The organism is Acidimicrobiia bacterium, assembly GCA_040880805.1.
Lineage (GTDB): Bacteria > Actinomycetota > Acidimicrobiia > IMCC26256 > DASPTH01 > DASPTH01.
Map to the genome: position 1 here is coordinate 1 of JBBDHW010000067.1, position 23,295 is coordinate 23,295.

Annotated in this window: 26 protein-coding genes; 22 read left to right on the top strand and 4 right to left on the bottom strand. The window is 69.3% G+C overall.

What is annotated here, in order from left to right; all coding sequences use genetic code 11:
- Nucleotides 1–837, bottom strand: an 837-nt coding sequence (locus tag WD271_17105) for a helix-turn-helix transcriptional regulator (GenBank protein ID MEX1009538.1), incomplete at its 3' end; no start/stop codon positions are given.
- A gap of 90 nt (nt 838–927) precedes the next feature.
- Nucleotides 928–1,086 carry a hypothetical protein gene (locus WD271_17110; GenBank protein ID MEX1009539.1) on the bottom strand — a complete coding sequence of 53 codons (159 nt, stop codon included), beginning with the start codon at nt 1,084–1,086 and terminating at the stop codon, nt 928–930.
- 109 nt (nt 1,087–1,195) lie between these two features.
- Here WD271_17110 and WD271_17115 point away from each other — a divergent pair, with 109 nt between their 5' ends.
- The 4 genes from WD271_17115 (at nt 1,196) to aspS (ending at nt 7,051) form a co-directional block, all read left to right on the top strand.
- Entirely contained in the window at nt 1,196–1,696 is a 501-nt protein-coding gene (locus WD271_17115; GenBank protein ID MEX1009540.1) for a hypothetical protein, read from the top strand.
- A gap of 445 nt (nt 1,697–2,141) precedes the next feature.
- Nucleotides 2,142–3,971, top strand: coding sequence for an alpha/beta hydrolase domain-containing protein (locus WD271_17120; GenBank protein ID MEX1009541.1), 1,830 nt, complete (start codon nt 2,142–2,144; stop codon nt 3,969–3,971).
- 24 nt (nt 3,972–3,995) lie between these two features.
- The gene (gene hisS / locus WD271_17125) at nt 3,996–5,300 is read left to right on the top strand and encodes a histidine--tRNA ligase (GenBank protein ID MEX1009542.1); all 1,305 of its coding nucleotides are present in this window, start codon (nt 3,996–3,998) and stop codon (nt 5,298–5,300) included.
- Entirely contained in the window at nt 5,297–7,051 is a 1,755-nt protein-coding gene (gene aspS / locus WD271_17130) for an aspartate--tRNA ligase (protein MEX1009543.1), read from the top strand. Before hisS ends, aspS begins: the two co-directional genes overlap by 4 nt.
- Before the next feature lie 76 nt (nt 7,052–7,127).
- Here aspS and WD271_17135 read toward each other — a convergent pair whose 3' ends face one another.
- Together WD271_17135 and WD271_17140 are read right to left on the bottom strand one after the other, a co-directional pair.
- A complete protein-coding gene (locus WD271_17135; protein MEX1009544.1) occupies nt 7,128–7,631 on the bottom strand; it encodes a hypothetical protein in 504 nt (167 codons plus the stop codon).
- Nucleotides 7,631–8,167: a SigE family RNA polymerase sigma factor gene (locus tag WD271_17140; GenBank protein MEX1009545.1), complete on the bottom strand. Its 537-nt coding sequence runs from the start codon at nt 8,165–8,167 to the stop codon at nt 7,631–7,633. The genes WD271_17135 and WD271_17140 overlap by 1 nt, the downstream gene beginning before the upstream one ends.
- Before the next feature lie 101 nt (nt 8,168–8,268).
- Here WD271_17140 and WD271_17145 point away from each other — a divergent pair, with 101 nt between their 5' ends.
- From WD271_17145 to WD271_17230, 18 genes are all read left to right on the top strand, one after another.
- Entirely contained in the window at nt 8,269–9,585 is a 1,317-nt protein-coding gene (locus WD271_17145) for a replication-associated recombination protein A (GenBank protein MEX1009546.1), read from the top strand.
- Nucleotides 9,582–9,953, top strand: coding sequence for a hypothetical protein (locus WD271_17150; protein ID MEX1009547.1), 372 nt, complete (start codon nt 9,582–9,584; stop codon nt 9,951–9,953). Before WD271_17145 ends, WD271_17150 begins: the two co-directional genes overlap by 4 nt.
- Complete coding sequence (locus WD271_17155) at nt 9,953–10,189, top strand: hypothetical protein (GenBank protein ID MEX1009548.1); 237 nt, start codon at nt 9,953–9,955, stop codon at nt 10,187–10,189. Before WD271_17150 ends, WD271_17155 begins: the two co-directional genes overlap by 1 nt.
- 153 nt (nt 10,190–10,342) lie before the next feature.
- A complete protein-coding gene (gene alaS, locus WD271_17160) occupies nt 10,343–12,985 on the top strand; it encodes an alanine--tRNA ligase (protein MEX1009549.1) in 2,643 nt (880 codons plus the stop codon).
- 10 nt (nt 12,986–12,995) lie between these two features.
- The gene (gene ruvX, locus WD271_17165; GenBank protein ID MEX1009550.1) at nt 12,996–13,421 is read left to right on the top strand and encodes a Holliday junction resolvase RuvX; all 426 of its coding nucleotides are present in this window, start codon (nt 12,996–12,998) and stop codon (nt 13,419–13,421) included.
- Nucleotides 13,400–14,500, top strand: a complete 1,101-nt coding sequence (mltG, locus tag WD271_17170; protein MEX1009551.1) for an endolytic transglycosylase MltG — start codon at nt 13,400–13,402, stop codon at nt 14,498–14,500. Before ruvX ends, mltG begins: the two co-directional genes overlap by 22 nt.
- Entirely contained in the window at nt 14,497–15,321 is an 825-nt protein-coding gene (gene aroE / locus WD271_17175) for a shikimate dehydrogenase (protein ID MEX1009552.1), read from the top strand. Before mltG ends, aroE begins: the two co-directional genes overlap by 4 nt.
- On the top strand, nt 15,318–16,016 hold the full coding sequence (locus WD271_17180) for an A24 family peptidase (GenBank protein ID MEX1009553.1): 699 nt from the start codon (nt 15,318–15,320) through the stop codon (nt 16,014–16,016). The genes aroE and WD271_17180 overlap by 4 nt, the downstream gene beginning before the upstream one ends.
- Nucleotides 16,017–16,086: 70 nt before the next feature.
- Nucleotides 16,087–17,241 (top strand): chorismate synthase, encoded by a 1,155-nt coding sequence (gene aroC / locus WD271_17185; protein MEX1009554.1) that lies wholly within the window; start codon nt 16,087–16,089, stop codon nt 17,239–17,241.
- A gap of 1 nt (nt 17,242) precedes the next feature.
- Nucleotides 17,243–17,764 (top strand): shikimate kinase, encoded by a 522-nt coding sequence (locus WD271_17190; protein ID MEX1009555.1) that lies wholly within the window; start codon nt 17,243–17,245, stop codon nt 17,762–17,764.
- A complete protein-coding gene (aroB, locus tag WD271_17195; protein ID MEX1009556.1) occupies nt 17,752–18,864 on the top strand; it encodes a 3-dehydroquinate synthase in 1,113 nt (370 codons plus the stop codon). The genes WD271_17190 and aroB overlap by 13 nt, the downstream gene beginning before the upstream one ends.
- 148 nt (nt 18,865–19,012) lie before the next feature.
- Nucleotides 19,013–19,456 carry a type II 3-dehydroquinate dehydratase gene (locus WD271_17200; GenBank protein ID MEX1009557.1) on the top strand — a complete coding sequence of 148 codons (444 nt, stop codon included), beginning with the start codon at nt 19,013–19,015 and terminating at the stop codon, nt 19,454–19,456.
- Nucleotides 19,453–20,565, top strand: coding sequence for an aminopeptidase P family protein (locus tag WD271_17205; protein MEX1009558.1), 1,113 nt, complete (start codon nt 19,453–19,455; stop codon nt 20,563–20,565). The genes WD271_17200 and WD271_17205 overlap by 4 nt, the downstream gene beginning before the upstream one ends.
- Entirely contained in the window at nt 20,562–21,125 is a 564-nt protein-coding gene (gene efp / locus WD271_17210) for an elongation factor P (protein ID MEX1009559.1), read from the top strand. The genes WD271_17205 and efp overlap by 4 nt, the downstream gene beginning before the upstream one ends.
- Complete coding sequence (nusB, locus tag WD271_17215) at nt 21,125–21,535, top strand: transcription antitermination factor NusB (protein ID MEX1009560.1); 411 nt, start codon at nt 21,125–21,127, stop codon at nt 21,533–21,535. The genes efp and nusB overlap by 1 nt, the downstream gene beginning before the upstream one ends.
- Nucleotides 21,536–21,585: 50 nt before the next feature.
- Nucleotides 21,586–21,876, top strand: a complete 291-nt coding sequence (gene clpS, locus WD271_17220) for an ATP-dependent Clp protease adapter ClpS (protein MEX1009561.1) — start codon at nt 21,586–21,588, stop codon at nt 21,874–21,876.
- Nucleotides 21,873–22,370, top strand: a complete 498-nt coding sequence (locus WD271_17225) for a DUF2017 family protein (protein ID MEX1009562.1) — start codon at nt 21,873–21,875, stop codon at nt 22,368–22,370. Before clpS ends, WD271_17225 begins: the two co-directional genes overlap by 4 nt.
- Nucleotides 22,371–22,387: 17 nt before the next feature.
- Nucleotides 22,388–23,230 (top strand): SDR family NAD(P)-dependent oxidoreductase, encoded by an 843-nt coding sequence (locus tag WD271_17230; GenBank protein MEX1009563.1) that lies wholly within the window; start codon nt 22,388–22,390, stop codon nt 23,228–23,230.
- Nucleotides 23,231–23,295: the final 65 nt, after the last annotated feature.

The following is a 23,295-nucleotide window of genomic DNA, read 5'->3' on the forward strand; positions in this document are numbered from 1 at the left end:
GACCTCGCCGAGACGGGCGAGTGCCGCCCCTTCGAGCGCGAGGCCGAGCGCGCGGAGGTCGGCGTCGTCGAAGCGCTGCCCGAACGCGAACGCCTCCTGCGCGTACCCGCGCCCGGCTGCCGCGTCACCTCCGAGCAGCGCGAAGAGGGCGGTAGTCGCGACCACGTACCCCTGCTCGGGGCAGTCGTCACAACCCTCGAGCAGACGCCGCGCGCTGTTCAACCAGCCGCCCGCGACCGACGGGGCGAGCCGGGCCGCGTGGTTGATGACGAGCGCGAGGGCGACCCGGGCCGCGCTCCGTTGATCGCCGGCCGCGAGGTAGATGGAGTGGGCACGCTGGCGCGCCGCGATCGACTCGGGATGACGGTCGATGTACATCGCGGCTTCGCCGAGCAGCTCGAGGTCGCCGGCGCCCAGCTCGGTGCCGGCGGATTCAGCCGCGACGAAGGCGTCGAAGGCTGCGGTCCAGTCGCGACCACCGGCCGCGGCGCGCGCCGGCCCGAGTTGCTCCTCAACGGCCTGGCTGGGAGCCTCGCCCGATGGTGAGGAGGCGAGCAGGTCGGTGCGGGTGAGGACTCCGCGCTCCATGACCGCGTTGGCGAGATGCACCCGCCGACGACCGCTGTCGTCGTAGATCTCGAACTTGTCGTACAGGCGCGCCAAGTGCTGCTTCACTGCGGCTTCGCTCACGAACAGTGAATCGGCGATCTGGCGGATCGACGCCGGCTCTGTGAACGCGTCGCCCGACGCGGCGAGGGGCCTGCACAACTCGATGAGCACGTCGCGCTCGCGCGGGGTCAGCCGGGGTGACGACGGGTCGCCGGGCGGGTCACTCACTGCCGGATCCCCCTCCGCGCGTGCTCGACTCCTGGCTTGCCGAGCCCGACGATACCGCGACGCGATCGCGGTCGGGCTAGAGCTTGAAGATCACGGGGTACCCGGGTTCGTGACGAGCACCACCGTGTACCCGTCGGGCGACCGAGGACCTCGGCGCGCGCGGACTCCTCGGACCCGACCCCACGGCATCCACTCTTGGTCGTCCGACGGATTGATATCCCAGCCCTCGAGTGAGATCTCGGTGGTCATGATGCGTCTCGCGCATAACTGCCGAACTGCGACGTGCTTGCGATACGCGATCCCGTGCAGAACGTGGCTACCGAATGCCCGGGGCAGGCGAGGGTCTAACTTCGAGACCATGACGCCTCGGAAGGCTCCGACGGCTGAGGATCGCCTCCAGGCGATACGGATCGCGCTCTCGGGGATCGGGTCCGGCGCCGATCTCGGCGAGTTGCGATTCGAGCTGTATTCCTTGCATCCGAAGAACGACACGTTCCCGGGTGAGGTCTTCTTGGAGCTGGCAGCAGATGCCATCGAGGAAGCGGGCGCGTCACGTGACGAGCCGATCGATTTCGAGGGGATCCGTGAGCGGTACCTGCCTGAGTGCACCGCGCACACCAAGGTCCAGCATCAGCACAGCGAGTACGCGCTCAGAGCGGCCGCGATGATTCGCGCTGGTGTCGATCCCGGACTGCTCGACGAGGTGGTCTGGTGGCAGAGCGACGACTTGTGGGTCTGGGCCCTCGACGCGCTTGCGGTCTACGTGCGCGTGGCGGCAGACCGTAGCGGGGTGCAGGCGGCGGAGATCTGCGAGCGGCTGGCGCGCCGCCACGGCGTTGATCTCGGCGTACCGAGCTGACGCACAGAATCACGCGCCGACGCGCACCGAATGTCGCAGAGAAGGCAGATATCCGGCGATCGGGGCGCGGCCGCGCGCGTCGACGGCGCCTTCGACAACCCTGCGCAGCCGTTCGGATTCCACTATTGAATCGCTTGGGTCGGTCGAACCGTGCGAGCGTTGACACGGACGAGGAAGTGGCGTCGACGCTCGCGAAGCTCGACGAATGGGTCTACCGGAACCCATGGAAGTGGGCGACCGTCGACCCTTGATTGTTCTGCTGTTGCGCTGGGCAGCGGGCGCGCTCATGTTCGGCGTCATTCTTTCCGTCGTTCGTAGCTTTCGGCTGGAGCGCGAGCGGGGGGGCCCGGGCGTCGATCCCTCGAGCGACGCGTTCGACCCCGCCGCTCGAATGGAGTTGCTTCCCGACCCCCCTTGAAGCGAGTCACACTTAAGCTCTCGCGCCGTGGCGGTTTGCGCGATCGAGTCGATGACGGTCGAGCCGTACGAAGAAGGCACTTCGTTCGGCGACGCAGGGGCGTACGAAGCGGTGCGCGCGGTCTTACGGTACGCGGTCGATCCAGCCACCGATGCGAGCCTGCGGATCGTCGACCTGGATCGTGCACTCCGCGACGCGAACGGGTTGGTGACATTCGAGTCCGATCTCGTCGTGTTGCGTCCCGTCGACCCCGACGCCGGCAATCGCGGGCTGCTCTACAGCGTCGCGAATCGGGGCTCGGTGCCGAGCCTGCCGTTGAGCGTGGGCGCGTTCGCGATCCCGGGCCTGTCGGATCGCATCGAACCCGGCGACGGCTTTCTGCTCCGCCGCGGGTACACCGTCGCGTGGTCCGGTTGGCAGTGGGACATCGTGCGGCGCGCGGGCATGGTCGGAGTCGCTGCGCCGGAAGCTCTCGGTGACGACGATCGACCGATCACCGGCCCGGTGCGCGTGCGGGTCCAGCCACCCACGGCTGCCGGCACCGTGCGCCTCGCCGGGCTCGCCCTCGACCCGAACCTCGCGCCGCCGCTCCCGTATCGGCCCGCCGATCTCGCCGATCCCCACGCCACATTCACCGTGCAGGACGCCCCCGAAGACCGCGGCACGCCGATCGAGCGCGGGTCGTGGCGCTTCACCGATGCCGAGCACATCGCGCTCGACGGTGGCTTCGAGGCGGGTCGTATCTACGAAGTCGTGTACCGCACCGCGCGCTGCCCCGTGGTCGGTGTCGGGTTCCTCGCGGTGCGCGACGCGGTGTCGTGGCTCCGACGTGCCGACGCGTCCGACGGCAACCCGGTCGCCGGACGCGTCGACTTTACCCTCGCGACGGGTGCGTCGCAGTCGGGTCGCTTCCTCCGGCACTTCCTCTCCGAGGGCATGAACGTCGACGAGAACGGGAACGCGGTGTTCGACGGCGTGCATGTGCACATCGCGGGTGGTCGGCGCGGTGAGTTCAACTGTCGCTACGGGCAGCCCGGTGTGATCTGGCGCGGCCCGGGCGACGTGGCGCCGTTCACGACGAACGCGTTACTCGAACGCCAGCGCGCAGTCGGCGGCATGCCCAAGGTCGTGGCGACGAATAGCGCGGCCGAGTACTGGCGCGGCGACGCGTGGCTCGCGCACGGCAACGCGGTAGCGCGCACCGACGTCGATGACGCGCCCGGCGTGCGGCACTATCTCCTCGCGGGTGTCGACCATCTCGGCGAAATAGGTGCGTTCGCGGCGGCGATGATCCCCGCCGTCAATCCGCCGAACGGGCTGAGCGCCGTCGGTCCCGAACGAGCGATCTTCGTGGCGCTCGAGCGGTGGGTGCGCGACGACGTCGAGCCGCCGCCCAGTCGTGTGCCCCGCCTCGACGACGGCACCGCGATCGACCGCGCCGAGGCGCTGGCCCGGTTCGCGGCGCGACCCGGCGTGTACACGCCCACGCCCGACGCCCTTCCCGGCGGAGGTGACGACGCGTCGGCCGTGATCGTGAGCGCGCTCGACGAACACGGGAACGAGATCGCGGGTGTGCGGCTCCCGCAACTCGTCGAGCCGGTCGCCGCGTACACGGGCTGGAACGTCCGCCCCTCGATCGACGGCCTGCCCGACCTCATGCCCGACTTCATCGGCAGCCGGCTGCCGTGCACCGGCCCACCGCCAGAGCAGCGGTACACCGACCACGCCGACTACGAGGCGAGGGTCCGTGAAGCCGCCGGGGAACTCGTCGTGGAGCGGTTTCTCCTTCCCGAAGACGTCGATCTCGTCGTGGGGGACGCGCTGCACCGCTACGACGAAACGGTCGCGGGTCGCTGAACCCCGCGCCGGTACCATGCGCCGGTGCCTGAGGAGTCGCGTGCCGACGACGACAAGTCGCGCTTTCGCGCGCCGATCGGCACGCGCGACGTCCTCCCTCCCGAGTCCGACCGCTGGCAGGCCTTGATCGCGACCTTCGCGGAGCGCGCGTCGCGTTTCGGATTCGACCTCGTCGTCACACCGATCTTCGAGCACCTCGAGGTGTTCCAGCGAGTGGGTGAGTCCACCGACGTCGTCCGCAAGGAGATGTACGAGTTCGAGGACAAGGGGGGACGCCGGCTGGCGCTGCGCCCGGAAGGCACCGCGTCGGTCGTGCGCGCCTTCGTGCAGCACCATCCGCCTGTGCCGTGGAAGGTCTGGTACCTCGCGCCCCACTTCCGCTACGAGCGCCCACAGAAGGGCCGCTACCGCCAGCACTGGCAGGTGGGCGTGGAGGTGCTCGGGGTCGAGGATCCCGACGTCGACGTCGAGGTGATCGCGCTCGCCGACGGGTTCTACCGTGCCCTCGGGCTGGAGCGCTTCCGTCTGTTGCTGAACTCGATGGGCGATCCCGCGAGCCGATCCGTCTACGTCGAGAAGCTGCGCGAGCACCTGCTTGCCCACTCCGGCACGCTGGGTGACGACTTCCGGGAGCGCGTCGAGCAGAACCCGCTGCGTGTGCTCGACAGCAAGCGCGACGACTGGCAGGACGTGATCGAGCACGCGCCGCAGATCACCGAGTACCTGAGCGACGCGTCGCGCGATCACTTCGAGCGCGTCCAAACAGGCCTCGACCAACTCGGTATCGCGCACGAGCTCGATCCTCGGCTCGTACGTGGCTTCGACTACTACACGAGCACTACGTTCGAGTTCCTGCCCGCCCTCGTCGACGCCGCGCAAACGTCGATCGGTGGCGGGGGTCGATACGACCAGCTCGCGGAGCAGCTCGGCGGTAAGCCCGCTGCCGGGATCGGGTTTGGCGTAGGCATCGAGCGCGTGCTCATCGCCTGCGACGCCGAAGGCGTGTTCACCGAGCAGCGGCCGCGTGCCGCCGTGTTCGTCGTGAACGGTCTCGGCCTAGAGGGCTCGCGCGAGGTCACGTTGCTCGCGATCGACTTGCGCGAGAGCGGATGGCGCGTCGAGCGCGCGTACGGCGACCGTTCCGTCAAGGCGCAGTGGAAAGCTGCTGACAAGTCCGGCGCCGCGTACGGCGTCATGCTCGGTCGCGACGAAGCCGAGCGCGGCGCGGTCGTGGCCAAGGATCTCCGCTCGGGCGAGCAGGTCGAGGTTCCCCGCGACACGCTTGCCGCATGGCTCCAGGCTCGTAAAGACGAGGAAGCCACACGATGATGCGTACCGATCGCGCCGGTGACCTTCGTGCTGCCGACATCGGCCGCGAGGTCGTGGTGTGCGGGTGGGTCGACAGTCGTCGCGACCACGGCGGCGTCGTGTTCCTCGACGTCCGCGACACCGCAGGGATCGTGCAGGTCGTCGTCGATCCCGAGAGTCCCCGTGGCGCCGACGCGCACCGCGTGCGCGGGGAGTATGTCGTCCGCGTGGAAGGTCCGGTGCGGGCCCGACCCGAGGGGACCGTCAACGACACGCTGCCGACCGGCGCGGTCGAGGTTGCGGCGACCCTGCTCGAGGTACTGAGCGAGGCCGACACCTCCCCGTTCCCGATCGACGACCGCATCGATGCCGACGAAGTGCTCCGCCTGCGGCACCGCTACCTCGATCTTCGCCGGCCGCGTCTGCAGCGCAACCTTCGCATCCGCGCCCGCGTGAACTCGTCGCTGCGCCGCGGGCTGGACGCGCAGGGGTTCGTCGAGGTGGAGACGCCGATGCTCATCGCGTCCACGCCCGAGGGCGCGCGCGACTTCGTGGTGCCCTCGCGCCTCTCACCCGGCTCCTTCTACGCGCTCCCGCAGAGCCCGCAACTCTTCAAGCAGCTCCTGATGGTCGGCGGGCTCGATCGTTACTACCAGATCGCGCGCTGTTTGCGCGACGAAGACCTCCGCGCCGACCGGCAGTTCGAATTCATGCAGCTCGACGCGGAGATGAGCTTTGCGGGCGCCGACGACGTGATGGCCGTGATCGGAGAGATTGTGCTCGACGCGGCGGAGGAGATCACCGGCACGCGCCCCGGCCCGGTCGAGCACATGACATGGCATCACGCCATGGAGTTCTACGGATCCGACAAGCCCGACGTGCGTTTCGGGCTCGAGCTCCGCGGTCTGAGTGAAGTGTTCGCCGCCACCGAGTTCCGCGCGTTCCAGGCGCCCGCGGTGAAGGGGATGCGGCTCCCGGGCGAGGGCGGAATGTCGCGGGCGCAGGTCGACAAGCTGGTCGACCGCGCGAAGCAGCTCGGAGCAGCCGGCCTCGTGTGGATGCGGGTGTTGGAGCACGGCGCGCTCGACTCGCCGGTCACGAAGTTCCTGGGCGTTGCCGAGCAGCTCGGGCTGTGCGACGCGCTGGGGGCGCAGACGGGCGATCTGTTGCTCGTCGTTGCGGGCACGCAGCGACTCGTCGACCACGTGCTCGGCACCTTGCGGGTGGAGCTCGGTCGACCGCCGGTGCACGAGGGCGGCCTGCACTTCTTGTGGGTCGTCGACTTTCCCTTGTTCGAGGGCATCGACGACGACGGCAACCCGATCCCCGCACACCACCCGTTCACGATGCCGCACCCCGACGACATGGAGATCCTCGAGCACGGAACGGGCGAGGACCTCCTCGGTGTTCGCTCGCAGGCGTACGACCTCGTGCTGAACGGTTGGGAGCTCGGTTCCGGCAGCGTGCGGATTCACCGCCGCGACGTCCAGCAGCGGATCTTCTCGCTGCTCGGTATCACCGCGGAGGAAGCGCAATCGCGCTTTGGGTTCCTGCTCGACGCGTTCCGTTACGGCGCGCCTCCGCACGCGGGCTTCGCGTTCGGTATCGACCGCCTGGTCGCGGTGCTCGCCGGTGAGGACAACATTCGTGAAGTGATCGCGTTCCCGAAGACGCAGTCGGGCGCCGACCCGCTCACTGGTGCACCCACTCCAATCGATCCTGCACAGCTCGTTGAGCTCGGCCTGAACGTCACGCCCCGCCCTAAGCCGTAGCGCAGGGCGGGGGCGGCTACGGCCGGGCGGGGCGGACGGACGGCGATCCGATCGAAGACCGGCCCGCCGGATCAGTTCAGAGAGGAGTCAACGTGCCGAGGTCGAGCGTGTTCACTCCCGCGTCGAGTGTCATCGTGATGGACCTGTACGCGATTCGTGCGGTACCGATGTCGACGCCGCGCTCCGTGGGGCCCGCCGGAGGGCCGTCGACGGTGACAAAGACGCTGTAGGTACCCGGCGCGATGTCATGGCCGAAGTGGACCGTACCGCTCGCGTCGGCCTCACCTGAAACTGTGCTGTCGCCGTTCTTCAGGTCGACCTGCACGGTGGAACGTGGTTCCAGCGTCGAAGACTTGACCTGCAGGATGGCGACCGGCGCCGTTCCCGATCCGCCGGCCGTCAGCGCGGCGGCGCCGAGGGCGACGATCACCACGACGGCGAGCGCGCTCGCGCCTTGCGCCACGCGTCGGCGGCGGCCGAGTTGCGTGGCCCGAGCACGCACCGCCGCGCGTTCGCGGTCGCCCGGAACGGGCGGAGAGGGATCTGAGAGGTCGATTGTGGTCAGGGTAGGGGTCGGCATCACGCCACCTCCCGGGAAGCGCCCATCGTCGTACGCAATGCGGCGAGCCCGCGACTCGCATGGACTTTCACTGATCCCACGGAGCATCCGAGCGCCTTCGCCACATCCGCCTCGGGCAAGTCGGCGAGGAACCGCAGCACGAGCACCTCGCGTTGCCGTCGCGACAGCGTGTGGAGCGCTCGGTGGAGGTCGACCCGGGCCACATCAGGCTCGGGAGCGAGCGAGTCGGGAGCGGCCCCGTGCTGGAGGCGACGGGTCCGACGCCACGAATCGATCGCGAGGTTGCCGGCCACCCGAACCACCCACGCTTCGGCGTAGTCGCGGATTTTCCACCAGTGCACGAACGCACGCGCCAGGGTCTCCTGGGCGACCTCTTCGGCTTCACTGCGGCGGCCGAGCAGTTGGAAGGCCGTACCGTACCCGCGTGTGTACAACTCCTCGAAGGATTCTTCGAAGACGAGATCGATCGTGACCGAGACTGGTGGCGTGCCCTGCTCCTCGTCCCGGCCGACCACTGATGCAGCCTCCGTAGCCACGCCCACACGAAGAGTACGCCCGAGTACCTCCGAACGTTGACAGGCGCATCACAAAATCACCCAAGAAACTCGGAACGCGCGGCGGCCGTACCATATGTCCCTTGCCCGACGACCTCTTCTCTGCGGCGGTTGCGGAGCGATTGCAAGCGCGCGCACCACTCGCGGCTCGGCTTCGCCCGCGAACGCTCGACGACGTCGTCGGCCAGCAGCACCTCCTCGGTCAGGGCAAGCCCCTGCGCGTGCTGATCGAGGGTGACCGGCTGTCGTCGGTGATCCTCTGGGGACCGCCGGGCACCGGCAAGACCACGATTGCGCGTCTCGTCGCCGGCGCGACCGAGAAGGCGTTCGAGCCGTTGTCGGCCGTCACCGCGGGCGTGAAGGACGTCCGCGAGATCGCCGAGCGCGCCCGCGCCCGAATGGGCGAGCACGGCCGCGGCACGATCCTGTTCCTCGACGAGGTCCACCGTTTCAACCGCACGCAACAGGACGCGCTCCTTCCGCACGTCGAAGAAGGACTGTTGGTGCTCATCGGCGCGACCACCGAGAACCCGTTCTTCTCGCTCACGAGTCCACTGCTGTCCCGCTCGACGCTGTTCCGGCTCGACCCGCTCTCTCCCGACGACCTGCGTCTGCTGTTGCAGCGCGCGCTCGATGACGCCGACCGCGGACTCGGCAGCGAGCACCTCACCGTCGACGAGGATGCGCTCGACCATCTCGTCGATCGCTCCGAGGGCGACGCCCGACACGCGCTCACCTCTCTCGAGGTCGCCGCCGCGCTCGTTGCAGAAGAGGCGCGCGACACCGTCCACCTCGGCGACGCGGAAGCCGCGCTCGCGTTGCGCGCGCTGCGCTACGGCGACGACGAGCACTACGACGTGCTGTCGGCGTTCATCAAGAGCATCCGTGGCTCCGATGTCGACGCCGGTCTCTACTGGCTCGCGCGCATGGTGGAGGCGGGGGAGGATCCGCGATTGATCGCGCGGCGGATGGTGATCCTCGCGTCCGAAGACGTCGGCATGGCCGATCCGCAGGGACTTGTCGTTGCCGACGCGGCGGCGCGCGCCGTGGAGTTCGTCGGCATGCCCGAGGCTCAGCTCAACCTCGCGCACGCGGTCGTGTACCTCGCGACCGCACCGAAGTCGAACTCCGCGGCCACTGCGCTGTGGGCCGCACAGGCCGAGGTGCGCGACGAGCCGGCTGGCACGGTCCCGCGCCACCTCCGCGACTCCAGTTACCCTGGCGCGGCGAAGTTGGGGCACGGCAAGGGGTACGTGTACCCCCATGACGAGCCAGGAGGCTGGGTGGATCAGCAGTACCGACCGGACGAACGTGACGACGTGTACTGGCGCCCGAGCGGCCGGGGCGCCGACGTCGACCGCCGCCCGAGGCGATCGAACGCAGACGGCGAGGAGCCATGAGCGGCAGCGAATGGGCGGCGATCATCGGCGCGCAGATCTGCCTCGTGCTGCTCGTCGTGCTCGTGGTGATGATCGTGCGCCTCGACCGCGCCACACGCGCCCTGCGAACCGCCGCGTCGGAGTTCCGCCGTGAGTCGGGCGCCGCGCTGCGGGAGCTGCGTGAGGCCGTACGCGACGCCGACTACGAGCTCGACCGGGTCGACGCGCTCGTCAGCGGCGCCGAGCGGGTCACCGACCGAGTGGATGCCGCATCGGCCCTCGCCGATCGGGTGATCACGAGCCCGGTCGTGAAGGCGATGGCCGTCGGTACCGGCACGCGCCGCGCGGTGCGGAAGCTGCGCGGCAACGGCAATGGGAAACGCAGCTGATGTTCAAGCGAGCCACGTGGCTCACCGTGGGCTTCGGCATCGGCGTCGGCACCACCGTCGCCGCAGCGCGGCAAGTGCGCAAGCGGGTCAATCGCTACCAGCCGCGCGCTGTCGCCAACCGCATGACCGACTCGCTCTCGTCGTTGCGCGACCAGCTCGCGGCTGCGGTCGACGAGGGGCGTTCGGCTGCGCACGAGCGTGAACTCGAGTTGCGTGCGCGTCCTCCTCGGCGCTGACGACAACTTCCTGTCTCGGCGCCGGAAACGCTGCCCGTGCGCCTTCGAACTCGGCCCTTGATCCGGCCCAGCCCCTGCGCGTCCTCGTTGCGCTCCGCCGCGGCACGAGTTTGTCGCAGGTTGGGCGTTCCGACTGCCTGTACGATTTGTCCCGTGGCGGCGCCCCGAACGGCTGACGAGCTCCGTGCTGCGTTCACCGACTTCTTCGCCGCGCGCGGCCACACCGTGGTGCCGTCGTCGAGCCTGATCCCGCACGACCCTTCGGTGATGCTGACGATCGCGGGGATGGTGCAATTCAAGCCCTACTTCGTGGGTGACGAAACGCCGCCGTACAAGCGCGCCACCTCGGTGCAGAAGGTGGCCCGTGCCGGGGGCAAAGACAGCGATCTCGACAACGTCGGGCGCACCAACCGGCACCTCAGCTTCTTCGAGATGCTCGGCAACTTCAGCTTCGGCGACTACTTCAAGGCCGAGGTGATCCCCTGGGCGTGGGAGCTCGTCACCCAGGTGTACGGGCTCGATCCCGACCGGATCTGGGTCACGGTGCACGCCACCGACGACGAAGCGGAGCAGATCTGGACCGACGTCGTGGGCCTGCCTGCCGAGCGCGTCCAGCGGTTGAGCGACAACAACTTCTGGCGCATGGGCGACACCGGTCCGTGCGGCCCGTCGTCCGAGATCTTCTTCGACCTGGGTCCGGAGTACGGGCCCGACGGCGGGCCGGCCAAAACCGAGGACCGCTACCTCGAGATCTGGAACCTCGTGTTCATGCAGTTCGACGCGCAGCCGGACGGCGAGCTCCTGCCGCTCCCGAAGCCGTGCGTCGACACCGGTGCCGGTCTCGAGCGGAACCTCACCGTTCTGCAGGGCGTCGCGTCGGCGTGGGAGACCGACCTCCTCCTCCCGCTGGTCGAGGCGGCCGCGAGAGCCACCGGCACGCAGTACGGCGGCTTCCCCGGCGGTGAGCACGACCTGTGGCTGCGCATCCTGGCCGACCACGGGCGCACGATGACCTTCCTCGTCGCCGACGGCGTGGTGCCCTCGAACGAAGGGCGCGGCTACGTGCTGCGGGCGATTATCCGGCGGGCGGTGCGGCACGCGTTCCTCCTGGGGGCCCAGCAGCTCGTTACGCCGGCGCTCGTCGACGCGACGGTCGACGTGATGGGGAACGCTTACCCGGAGCTCGTGAAGCAGCACGGGCTCGTGCGCTCCGTCGTACAGCGAGAAGAGGAGCGGTTCCGGCAGACGCTCGCGCGCGGGCTCGATCTCCTCGACGGGATCCTCGCCGAAGGCGACGTCACCGGCTCCGACGCTTTCTTCCTGCACGACACGCTCGGCTTCCCGATCGACCTCACGCGCGAGATCGCGGCTGAGCGCGACCACGTCGTCGACCTCGACGCGTTCACCGCGCTCATGGACGAACAGCGCGCTCGTGCCCGTGAGGCGCACGCGGCGGCCGGCGGCAAGGGTGACGATGCGCCGGTCGAGCTCTACCGCGAGCTGCTCGACGAGCTCGGGCCCACCGAGTTTACCGGCCGCCAGGAGTACGAGACCACCGGCGCGAAGGTGCGCGCACTACTGGTCGGCGGCGAACGTGTCGCGCAGGCGAGCGACGGCACGCGCGTCGAGGTGGTGCTCGACCGCACACCGTTCTACGCGGAGTCCGGTGGTCAGATCGGTGACACCGGCGTTCTCGATGCTTCCGCAGGCGCGCGCGTTCGTATCGAGGATACGCAGTACGGCCTGCCCGGACTCGTGCTGCATCGCGGCATCGCGGAGGCGGGCACGTTCTCGGAGGGCGATGAGGTCACCGCACGGATCGACGGCGAACGGCGCGACCGGATCCGGCGCAACCACACCGCGACGCACGTGCTGCACTGGGCGTTGCGCGAGGTGCTCGGCTCACACGTGAAGCAGGCCGGTTCACTCGTATCACCCGATTATCTGCGCTTCGACTTCAGCCATCACGAGGCGCTCACCCGCGAGCAGCTCGACCGGATCGAGGCGCTCGCGAACGCCGAGGTCATCGGCAACGCGCCCGTTCGCCACTACGAGACCACCAAGGACCATGCCGAGAGCCTCGGCGCGATCGCGTTCTTCGGGGAGAAGTACGGCCACCTCGTGCGCGTGCTGGAGGCGGGGGAGCACTCGGTCGAGCTGTGCGGTGGCACGCACGTGCACGCGCTCGGCTTCATCGGGCCGGTCAAGATCACGAGCGAGGGCTCCATCGGCGCCAACCTCCGGCGCATCTTCGCGGTCACCGGCACCTCCGCGCTCGCCCGCATCCACGACGAAGAGGTGCAGCTCCGCGAGCTGGCCGATTCGCTCAACGTCAGCCCGGCCGAGCTGCCCGAGCGTGTGGCCCGGCTCGTCGGGCAGGTCAAGGAGCTCCAAGACGAGCTCGGAGCCGTTCGGTCGAAGCAGGCGGGTGCCGAAGCGGTCACGCTCGCGGCGAACGCGACCGACGGCGTGGTCGCCGCGCGGCGCGACGGCATGACCGTCGACGATCTGCGCCAGCTCGCGATCGCGACGCGGAACGCGCTCGGGCACGGAATCGTCGCGCTCGTCGGTCTCGCACCCGACGGCACGAAAGCGGGTCTCGCGGTTGCCGTCACGAGGGATCTGGTCGACCGCGGTGTATCGGCCGCCGATCTCGCACGCGATGCGGCCAAGGCGCTCGGCGGAGGGACCGCCAAGAATTCCGAGCTGGTGCAGGGTGGGGGGCCGAAGATCGAGGCGATCGACGACGCGCTCGCGCTCCTCACCGAGGCCGCGGGCGGCGCCGCGCGCGCCTGAGTAGCGGTCTGTGAGCCGGGTTCTCGGCGTCGACCTCGGCAGCCGCCGTATCGGGCTCGCCGCCACCGATCCGTCCAACACGCTGGCGAGTCCGCTGGCCGTCCTCGAGCGTGGCGACGACGTGAGCGACGATCACCAGGCCATCCTCGCCGCGGCGCGCGAGATCGGCGCCAAGCGGATCGTCGTGGGCCTCCCGGTGAGCCTCGACGGCCGGCAGGGACCCGCCGCCCGTGCGGTGCTGGACGAGGTGGGCAAGCTGAAGTGGCTCGCGCGCCCCGAGCGCGTGAGGGTCGACACCTACGATGAGCGCTTCTCGACGGTGATCGCAGAGCAGAATCTGAAGGACGCCGAGGTGCGGAAAGGCAAGCGGCGCAGGATGGTCGACGCAGCCGCCGCCACCGTCATCCTCCAGTCGTGGCTCGAGGCGAACGGTTGAGCATCGACACCGAAACCGACACCACTACTGGGCTCCCCGCGCTCGACGACACCGTCACCCGGCGGGAAGCGCGCGCGCGGCAACGGCGTCGCAGTTTCCTCGCGCTCGGGATCATCGCCGCGCTCGTGCTGCCGTTCGTGTTCGTCGCCGGGTGGTTCGTGTGGGAGCTGAGCCCGCCAGGAAACGCCGGCGCCGCGGTCACGGTGGAGATCCAACCGGGCTGGGGCGCGCAGGAGGCCGGCGACGAGCTGCAAGCCCGTGGCGTGATCGGTTCGTCGCTCGCGTTCCAGATCTGGGCGAAGGTGTCGGGCACCAGCTTCCAGGCCGGCACCTACGCGCTCAACGAGCATCTCGGCGTGCGCGACGCGGCGGCCGAGTTGCGACGCGGGCCCGGCGCGGCGTCGCACCTCACCCTGGCGTTGCCGCCCGGGCTCACCCTCGGCCAGATCGCCGACCGCATCGGGCAGCTTCCCGGGCACAGCCGTGACGAGTTCCTCCAGACCGCGGCTTCGGGAGTGGTGCGCTCGAAGGTCCAGCCCGCGGGCGTCTCGTCGCTCGAGGGACTCACCTGGCCCGACACCTACTTCATCGGCGAGCACCAGACCGATGCGGAGATCCTCCGCACGATTGTGTCGGCCTTCGACGACCACGCGACCGCGGCCGGTGCCATTGCAGCAGGTGCCACGGCGTACGACACGGTGAAGATCGCGTCACTGATCCAGGCCGAAGCCGGCGCGACCGACGACGCGCCACTTGTGTCCGCGGTGATCGCAAACCGGCTCGCGCGGGGGATGCAGCTCCAGATCGACGCCACGCTCTGCTACGCGAAGGGCGGCTGCCCGCCGGTGCCGAACAACGCCGACAAACAGATCAACTCGCCGTACAACACCTACAGAGTGACGGGCCTGCCGCCCACGCCGATCATGACGGTCACCGATCCCACGCTGCGCGCCGCGCTGCATCCCGCCGCCGTGCCGTACCTCTATTACGTCACCGGCACGGACGGTGTCACGCGCTTTGCCACAACCCTGCAAGAGCATCAGCGCAACATCGACGAGCACGGGGTGAGTGGCGAGTGACGGTCACCGGCGCGACGCGCCTCGCCGCGGTAATCGGCGACCCGATCCGCCATTCGCGATCGCCGGCGATCCACAATGCCGCGTTCGCGGCTGCCGGCCTCGATTGGGTGTTCGTCGCGTTCGAGGTGCCCGAAGGCTCGGGCCGCGCCGCGGTGAAGGCGGTGCACAGCCTCGGCCTCGGCGGCATGAGCGTCACGATGCCGCACAAGCAGGACGCCGCATGGGCGTGCGACGAGCTTACGCCGGAAGCAACCACGCTCGGCGTAGTGAACGCCGTCGTCCCCACCGTTCGGGGCCGCCTGCTGGGCGCGTCGACCGACGGCGAGGGTTTCCTGCGCGCGGTGCGCGACGAGGGCGTCGACCCGGGCGGCTGCTCCGCACTGGTGCTCGGAGCGGGCGGTGCCGCGCGCGCGATCACGCTCGCGCTCGGCGCCGCCGGCGCACGGGTGACCGTTGCAGCACGCCGGATGGACGCCGCCGAATCGGCGGCCGGTCTCACCGCCGGTGCCGAAACTGCGCTCCTGTCGGCCTGCGACCCGGGCGCGTTCGACCTCGTGGTGAACGCCACACCTCTCGGAATGCAGGGGGAGGACGCTCCGATCGACGCAAAGCGCCTCAACCCCGGACAGTCCGTGGTCGACACCGTGTATCACCCTATGGAGACGCCCTTCCTTGCCGCCGCCCGGGCCCGAGGAGCGCGATGCACGAACGGCCTCGGCATGCTCGTACACCAGGCCGCGCTCGCGTTCGAGCTCTGGACCGGTGTCGACGCGCCGCTCGACGCGATGCGCGCCGCTGCGCGAATGGAACCGTCGCCATGACCGCCACACTCGTCGCTGCACTCTCCGTGGTGGGGCTCACAGTCGGCTGGTTGCTCGACCCCGTGATCACGCGCGTGCCTCGCCGCCAGCCCGTCACCGGTCCGGTGGAGGACGAGAGCGTCGTCTATTCGTCGTCGGCCGCGCGCCAGGTGACGGTCGCGATCGTGTGCGGCGCACTGTTCGGCGCGCTTGCCGCGCGATTCGTTGACTCGTGGGCGCTTCCCGCGTACCTCGTGCTCGCGGTGGCGCTCGTCGAGCTGTCCGCGATCGACCTCGAGCGCTACATCCTGCCCAACCGCATCGTGTATCCGCTCGCGCTCGCGATGATCGCGCTCCTCGCGATCGCGTCGCTCGGCGACGACGACCTCGACGCATTCGTGCGCGGGCTCGCCGCCGGCCTGATCGCATTCGCGATCTTCTTCGTCCTCCACATGATCTCGCCGCGGAGTATGGGCTTTGGCGACGTGAAGCTCGCGTTCGTGCTCGGCTTGTCGCTCGGCTGGCTCGGTTGGGGAGAGGTACTGCTCGGGCTCTTCCTCGGCTTCCTCTACGGCGCGGTCGTCGGGGTCGTGTTGATCGCCACCCGTCGCCGCCAGCGCAATCAGGCGCTCCCGTTCGGGCCGTTCCTCGCCGCCGGCGCGCTCACGGCAATACTCGTTGGCGACGCGGTCATCACCTGGTACCGCGGCGGATAGACCCCCGTCGTCGTCGCGCCGCCCCGGTATCCTGGACCCTCCACTGCCGAGGTCCGAGTAGAGGTCAACCGTGCTTCGCTACCTGACCGCCGGCGAGTCGCACGGCCCCGCCCTCACGGTGGTGGTCGAAGGGCTTCCCGCCGGTCTTTCCGTCACCGACCAACAGCTCCAGGACGAGCTGGCCCGACGCCGCCTGGGGTTCGGCCGCGGTCCGCGGATGCGTTTCGAGCGCGACGACGTCGAGATCCTCGGTGGAATTCGCCATGGGCTCACGCTCGGTTCGCCGGTCTCGATCGTGATCCACAACACCGAGTGGCCGAAATGGCAGGACGAGATGTCGCCCGCGCCCGGCGCCACCGAGAAGCCGCTGCACACGCCGCGACCCGGCCACGCCGATCTCGTCGGGATGCAGAAGTACGGATTCGACGACGCTCGCAACGTCTTGGAACGCGCGAGCGCGCGCGAGACGGCGGCGCGCGTCGCTGCGGGCACGCTCGCGAAGCTGCTGCTCGCCGAACTGGGCACGCAGGTCATCAGCCATGTCATCCAGATGGGTGCCGCACGCGCGACGGCCGAGCAGCGCCCAACCCCTGAGAACCTCGCGACCGTCGACGAGTCACCGGTGCGCTGCTTCGATCCCGAGGTGGAGGCTGCGATGATCGCCGAGGTCGAAGCCGCGGCCAAGGTCGGCGACTCCCTCGGCGGGATCGTCGAAGTGCTCGGCTACGGCGTACCGCCAGGGCTCGGGTCGCACGTGCACTGGGATCGCAAGATCGACGGCCTGCTCGCACAGGCGCTCATGAGCATCCAGGCCATGAAGGGTGTGGAGATCGGCGACGGGTTCGAGGTCGCCGGCAAACGCGGGAGCGAGGCGCACGACGAGATCTTGTGGGATGCCGACGCCGACGAGTACGTGCGCGCGTCCACGCGCGCCGGTGGCACCGAGGGTGGCATGACCACGGGTGGCTTGCTGGTCGCACGCGTCGCGATGAAACCCCTGTCGACGCTGAACCGTCCCGTGCTCCGTACTGTCGACGTCGAGACGAAGGAAGAAGCGGTGTCGTTCAAGGAACGCACCGACGTCACCGCGGTACCGGCCGCGGGCGTCGTCGCGGAGACGATGGTCGCGCTCGTCCTCGCGTCAGAAGTCACCCGCAAGTTCGGCGGCGACTCGATGGCCGAGCTCACCCGCAACTTCGAGGCGTATACCGCTTCGCTGCACTGACATGCAAGGCCATCTCGTTCTGGTCGGCCTCATGGGCGCGGGCAAGACCACCGTCGGAAAGCGATGCGCCGAGCTTCTTGGCCGGCCGTTCGTCGACACCGACGAGCTCGTCGTCGCGGCGGCCGGCGTCCCGTTCGAGGAGCTGTGGGCCACCGAGGGCGAAGCGGGATTCCGCGCGCGCGAGCGCGTCGCGGTCGCTGACGCCGCCGCGTCGCCGGCGGCCCTCGTCATCGCGGGCGGCGGCGGCGTGGTGCTCGACCCCGACAACCGTCGGGTCCTGCGTGGCTCCGGCTTCGTCGTATGGCTCGACGCGCCGCCTGCGGTCCTCGCGTCCCGTCTGGGGGGCGACGACTCACGACCGCTGCTTGTCGGCGGTGACCGCGTCACCACGCTCACGCGTCTGGGCGACACGCGCGCTCCGGCATACGAGGCAGCGGCGGACGTCACCGTCGACACCGAGGGCCGCACGGTCGACGAGGTTGCCGCCTCGGTGCTCGAGGAGCTGCACGCGTGGAACGCGTGACCGTCGCCATTCCCGGCGCGCCCTACGACGTGGTCGTGGGCGAGGGCGCGCTGGCCGAGGTCGCGGGCGCGGTCGGCGCCCGGCGGAAGGTCGCGGTGGTCAGCCAGGCGGGCGTCGCCGACTTCCACGCCCCCGTGCTCACCACTGCCCTGCACGGTGCCGGCGCCGAGACCGACGTGTTCCTCATCGGCGACGGCGAAGAGGCGAAGACCCTGGCGACCGTCAACGAGTTGTGCTCGAAGCTCGCGCGCTGGGGGCTGCTGCGCGGCGACGCGATCGTCGCGCTCGGCGGGGGCGTGGTCGGCGACACCGCCGGATTCGTCGCGTCGGTGTACTACCGAGGCATCGCGGTGGTGCAGGCCCCAACCACGTTGCTCGCGCAAGTCGACGCCGCGATAGGCGGCAAGACCGCAGTGAATCTCCCCGAGGGTAAGAACCTCGTGGGTGCTTTCCACCAGCCCGTCGCCGTGCTCGCCGACGTGTCGACCCTCGCGACGCTCCCACCGCGCGAATACCGTGCCGGGCTCGGCGAGGTGGCCAAGTACGCGCTCATGCCCGGCGGCGAGCGCGTCGCCGCGATCGTGCGGAACCATGCCGACGCGGTGATCGCGCGCGACGCCGGCGTCCTCCCGGGGCTCGTCGCAGCGTGTGTCGCGATGAAAGCCAGCGTGGTCGCGGCCGATCCCGAGGAGCGTACCGGCATCCGTGCATCGCTCAACTACGGCCACACTCTCGCCCACGCGCTCGAGACGGCCGGCGGCTATGAGCTGCTCCACGGCGAGGCGGTCTCGGTCGGCCTCGTGTTCGCGGGCGCGCTTGCCGGCGCGCTGGAGCGGCTCGACGCCGAAGCCGTCGACCGGCACCGCGTCACGGTCGAGTCGCTCGGGCTCCCGATCACCGCGCCGGGCGGGATCAGCGCGGCCGACCTTCTCGACGTCATGCGCCGCGACAAGAAGTCGGTCGGAGGGCTCACGTTCGTGCTCCCCGGCGCCGAGGGCCTCGAGATCGTGCACGACCCCGACCCCCGTGCGCTCGACGTCGCGTTCGCGGCAGTCGGCGTGAAGGTCGATGGTTCGCGCGAGGCTGGGGACACGCGGTGAACGGAGCGACCGGAGGGAGCGAAGTGAACTCGCCACTCGAGCGAACGGCCGCGAGCCGGGTATCCCGGCTGGCAGAGAGCGAGCCATGGTGGGGGAGCGAACGGCCGCGAGCCGGGTATCCCGGCTCGCAGAGAGCGAGCGAATAAGTATGCCCACCATTCTCTTGCTCTCCGGGCCGAACTTGAACCTCTTCGGGCAGCGTGATCCGGCGGTGTACGGCACCGACACGCTCGACGACATGGTCGGTGACGCGCGGCAGGCCGCGGCCGCCCACGGCTACGACCTCGAGCACGTCCAGTCGAACCACGAAGGCGAGATCGTCGACGCCATCCACGACGCGCGGAACCGGTGCGATGCGATCGTGGTCAATCCCGGCGCGTTCGGTCACTACAGCTACGCCATCGCCGACGCGCTGCAGACCTACGAAGGTGTGAAGATCGAGCTGCACGTGTCGAACACCGCGGCGCGCGAGGAGTGGCGGCACCACTCGGTCATCTCGGCCTACGTCACCGGCACCATCGCCGGCCTGGGTCGCACGGGATATCGCCTTGCGATCGACGGTGCGATCGCAAGGCTGGGAGCCGACTCGTGACGAGCACGCTCGACACGTTGCCCGCGATGGCCGTTGCCTCGCGAGCCGGGTGTCTGCGCGAACAGTTCGACGCCGCGGAGATCGACGCGCTTCTCGTCACGTTCCTCCCCAACGTCCGCTACCTCACGAGCTTCACGGGCAGCGCCGCGATGCTGCTCGTCACGAACGACGCGCTCGTCTTCACCACCGATGGCAGGTACCGCACGCAGTCGGCGGAGCAGCTCGGTGCCGCCGGCGTCGATGCCACGATCGAGGTCGGCGCCACGATCGCCGAGCAGCGGGATGCACTGGCGCGCGCGCTGGATCCGGAAGCACGCGTCGGTCTCGAAGCGCATGCAGTCACGTGGTCGCAACAGCGTGCCTTCACGGACGTGTTCGGCCGCCACGAGCTCGTGGCCACCGAGGGCCTGGTCGAACGCCTCCGCCGGGTGAAGGAGCCCGGCGAGGTCGCCCGGATCCACGCGGCATGCCAGATCGCCGACGACGCGCTTGCCGCGATGTTGCCGAAGCTTCACGAGGGCCCCACCGAGCGTGAATTCGCCCTCGAGCTCGAGGTGGAGATGCGCCGCCGCGGCGCGAGCGGCAACAGCTTCGACCCGATCATCGCATCGGGCCCCAACGCGGTCAAGCCGCACGCGCGTCCGAGCGCGCGGCGCGTCGAACGCGGCGAGCTCGTGGTGATCGACTTCGGGTGCATCGTCGACGGCTACTGCTCGGACATGACCCGCACCGTCAGTGTGGGCGATCCCGGTGCGGACGCGCGTCGTGTGTGGGAAGTGGTGCGCGACAGCCAGTGTGCCGGACGCGAGGCAGTGCGCGCGGGTGTCGATTGTGCGGAGGTCGACCGTGCGTGCCGCGAGGTGATCGCGGCCGCGGGATGGGCAAATGCATTCGTGCACGGAACCGGTCACGGTGTCGGCCTCGAGATCCACGAGGCACCTCGGGTTGCGGCGAATGCCCGTGATACGTTGGAAATCGGCTCGGTCGTCACCGTCGAGCCCGGCGTGTACCTCCCCGGCGTGGGTGGTGTGCGCATCGAGGACACCGTGGTCGTCACCCTCGCCGGCTCCGATCCCCTCACCGCCTTCCCGAAGGAACTCGTTCTGTGAGTGTCTCCACCAACGACCTGAAGAACGGCATGGCGCTCGACCTCCCCCAGGAGGGGTTGGTCACCGTCGTCGAGTTTCAGCACGTGAAGCCCGGAAAGGGCGGCGCGTTCGTCCGTACGAAGCTCAAGAAGGTCGCGAGCGGCGCCGTCGTCGAGCGTACGTTCCGTGCCGATGAGAAGGTCCCGCTCGCCGTCATCGACAAGCGTGAGATGCAGTACCTGTACCGCGAGGGCAACGCGCTCGTCTTCATGGACAACGAGACCTACGACCAGCTCCAGGTTGAGCTCGCCGATCTCGGGGGCACCGTCTGGTACCTCAAGGAAGGCGACACCGCGATCCTCATGATGTACTCGAGCCGAGTCGTGGGCGTGGAGCTCCCGGCAGCCGTCGAGCTGACCGTCACCGAGACCGAACCCGGCGTGCAGGGCGACAGAGTCTCGGGTGCCCGAAAGTCCGCGACGCTCGAGACCGGGCTCGTCGTGCAGGTGCCGCTGTTCGTCGAACCCGGCGAGCGGGTCAAGGTCGACACCCGCACGGGGGAGTACCTGGCGCGGGCCTGATGGCAGTCACCGGCAGCCGCCGTGAGGCGCGGGAGCGGGCCCTCGGCCTCTGTTACGAGCTCGAGGTCCGCGAGCTCACGGCCGATGCGCTGCTCGACGAGCAACCGGCACCGCCCGACGCGTACGCCGCGCATCTCGTGCGCGGGGTCGAGGAGCACCACGCCGATGTCGACGCGCTGTTGCGCAAGTTCTCCGAGCACTGGGCGCTCGAGCGGATGCCCGCGGTCGACCGCGCCGTGCTGCGGCTCGGCGCGTACGAGCTCGGGTGGGAACCCGAGATGCCCACGGCCGTCGTGATCAGCGAGGCCGTCGAGCTCGCGAAGCAGTACTCCACGAAGGACTCGGGTCGCTTCGTCAATGGCCTGCTGAGCCGCCTAGCCGTTGAACTGCGCGCTGACACTCGGCAATGATCCACTCGGCAATGATCCACCCAATGATCCACCGGGCGTAGCGAACGACCATGACCACCGCACCGGTCGAGATCCGCGATCCCGAGGTCGGCGAGGAGACCACGAGCGACCGCCCGTGGATGGTCATCGTGTGGAACGACCCGGTGAACCTCATGTCGTACGTGGTGTACGTGTTCCAGAAGCTGTTCGGCTACTCGTTGGCGAAGGCTACGAAGCTGATGCGCCAGGTCCACGAGGAGGGGCGCGCGGTCGTGTCCGACGGCTCGCGCGAGAAGTGCGAGGCCGATGTCGCCCGGCTCCACGCGCGCGGGCTCTGGGCCACGATGGAACACGACGCGTGAGCCCGCGCTGGCGTCGGTTCCGGAAAGGACCCGACGACACGCTCATCGTGTCGCTCGCGCCCGAGGAGCTCGGGCTGCTCACTGGCCTGCCCGATGAATTGCGCGCGGTGTTCGCGGCACCCGAGCGCGACGCGGCCGCGCAACGACTCTTCCCGCAGGCGCACCTCGAACCTACCGAGGAGGAAGCGGAGGAGTGGCGCGCGATGGTGCACCCCGACCTGCTTCGTCAGCGCCTCGACGCGCTGGAGCTGGTCACGAGCTCACTCGCGCGTGTGACGGAGAACAAGGACTGGCGCGAGATCGCGTTGACGCAGGACGACGTGCAGGCGTGGCTCGGCGTGCTCAACGACACGCGTCTGGTGCTCGGCACGCGCCTCGGCGTGACCGAGGACGAACCCGACATCGATCCTGACGCGCCTGAGGCGCGCGGCTACGCCATCTACTACTGGCTCACGCACTTGCAGGGTGAGCTCATCGACATGCTCTTGAGGTGAAGCCCTAGTCTTCGGCCATGCAGGAGTTCCAGGACAAGGTCGCGGTGATCACAGGCGCGGCGAGCGGAATGGGGCGCGCCTTCGCAGACCGATTCGCAGCCGTTGGGATGAAGCTCGCGCTCGCCGATATCGAGGAACCTGAGCTCGCGCGTGCCGTCGATGAATTGAAGGCAGCGGGCGCGGAGGTGATCGGTGTCCGTACCGACGTGGCGCGGATCGAAGACGTGCAGGCGCTGCGCGATCGCGCGCTTGACGCGTTCGGCTCGGTGCATGTCGTCTGCAACAACGCGGGGGTCGCCGGCGGTTCGGTGATCGACTCACCGATCGAGATGTGGCAGTGGGTGCTCGGCGTGAACCTGTGGGGCGTGATCCACGGGTGCAACGTCTTTCTCCCGCTCCTGCTCGAGCAGGACGAAGGGCACGTGGTCAACACGGCGTCGATCGCGGGTCTCGGTGGTGCCGCCGGTCTCGGCGTTTACTGCACGAGCAAGTTCGCGGTGGTGGGCCTGAGCGAATCGCTCCACCACGATCTTCTGGCTCGGCAGTCGCACGTCGGTGTGTCGGTGCTGTGTCCCGGATTCGTCCAGACCCGCATTTTCGAATCACACCGCAACATGCCCGACGAGGTGCGCGCAGTGGTCGAGGCCAATGCCGACGCCGACGAGATCCAGCGCACGGTGATCGGTTTCGGGATCCCGCCGGCCGCCGCCGCCGATGCGGTATTCGCGGCGATCAGCGAGAATCGCTTCTTCGTGCTTCCCCACGAACGGGCCGCGCGCGCGTACATGGAGAGCCGGCTCGAGTGGATGCAGGGTGGCGAGCCCGCGGCGTTCGACATCGAGTCTCTGATCCGCCCCTGACGATGGGTCGCTCACTGCGAGCCGTGATACCCGGCTCGCGGCCGTTCGCTCCTGACCCGACTATT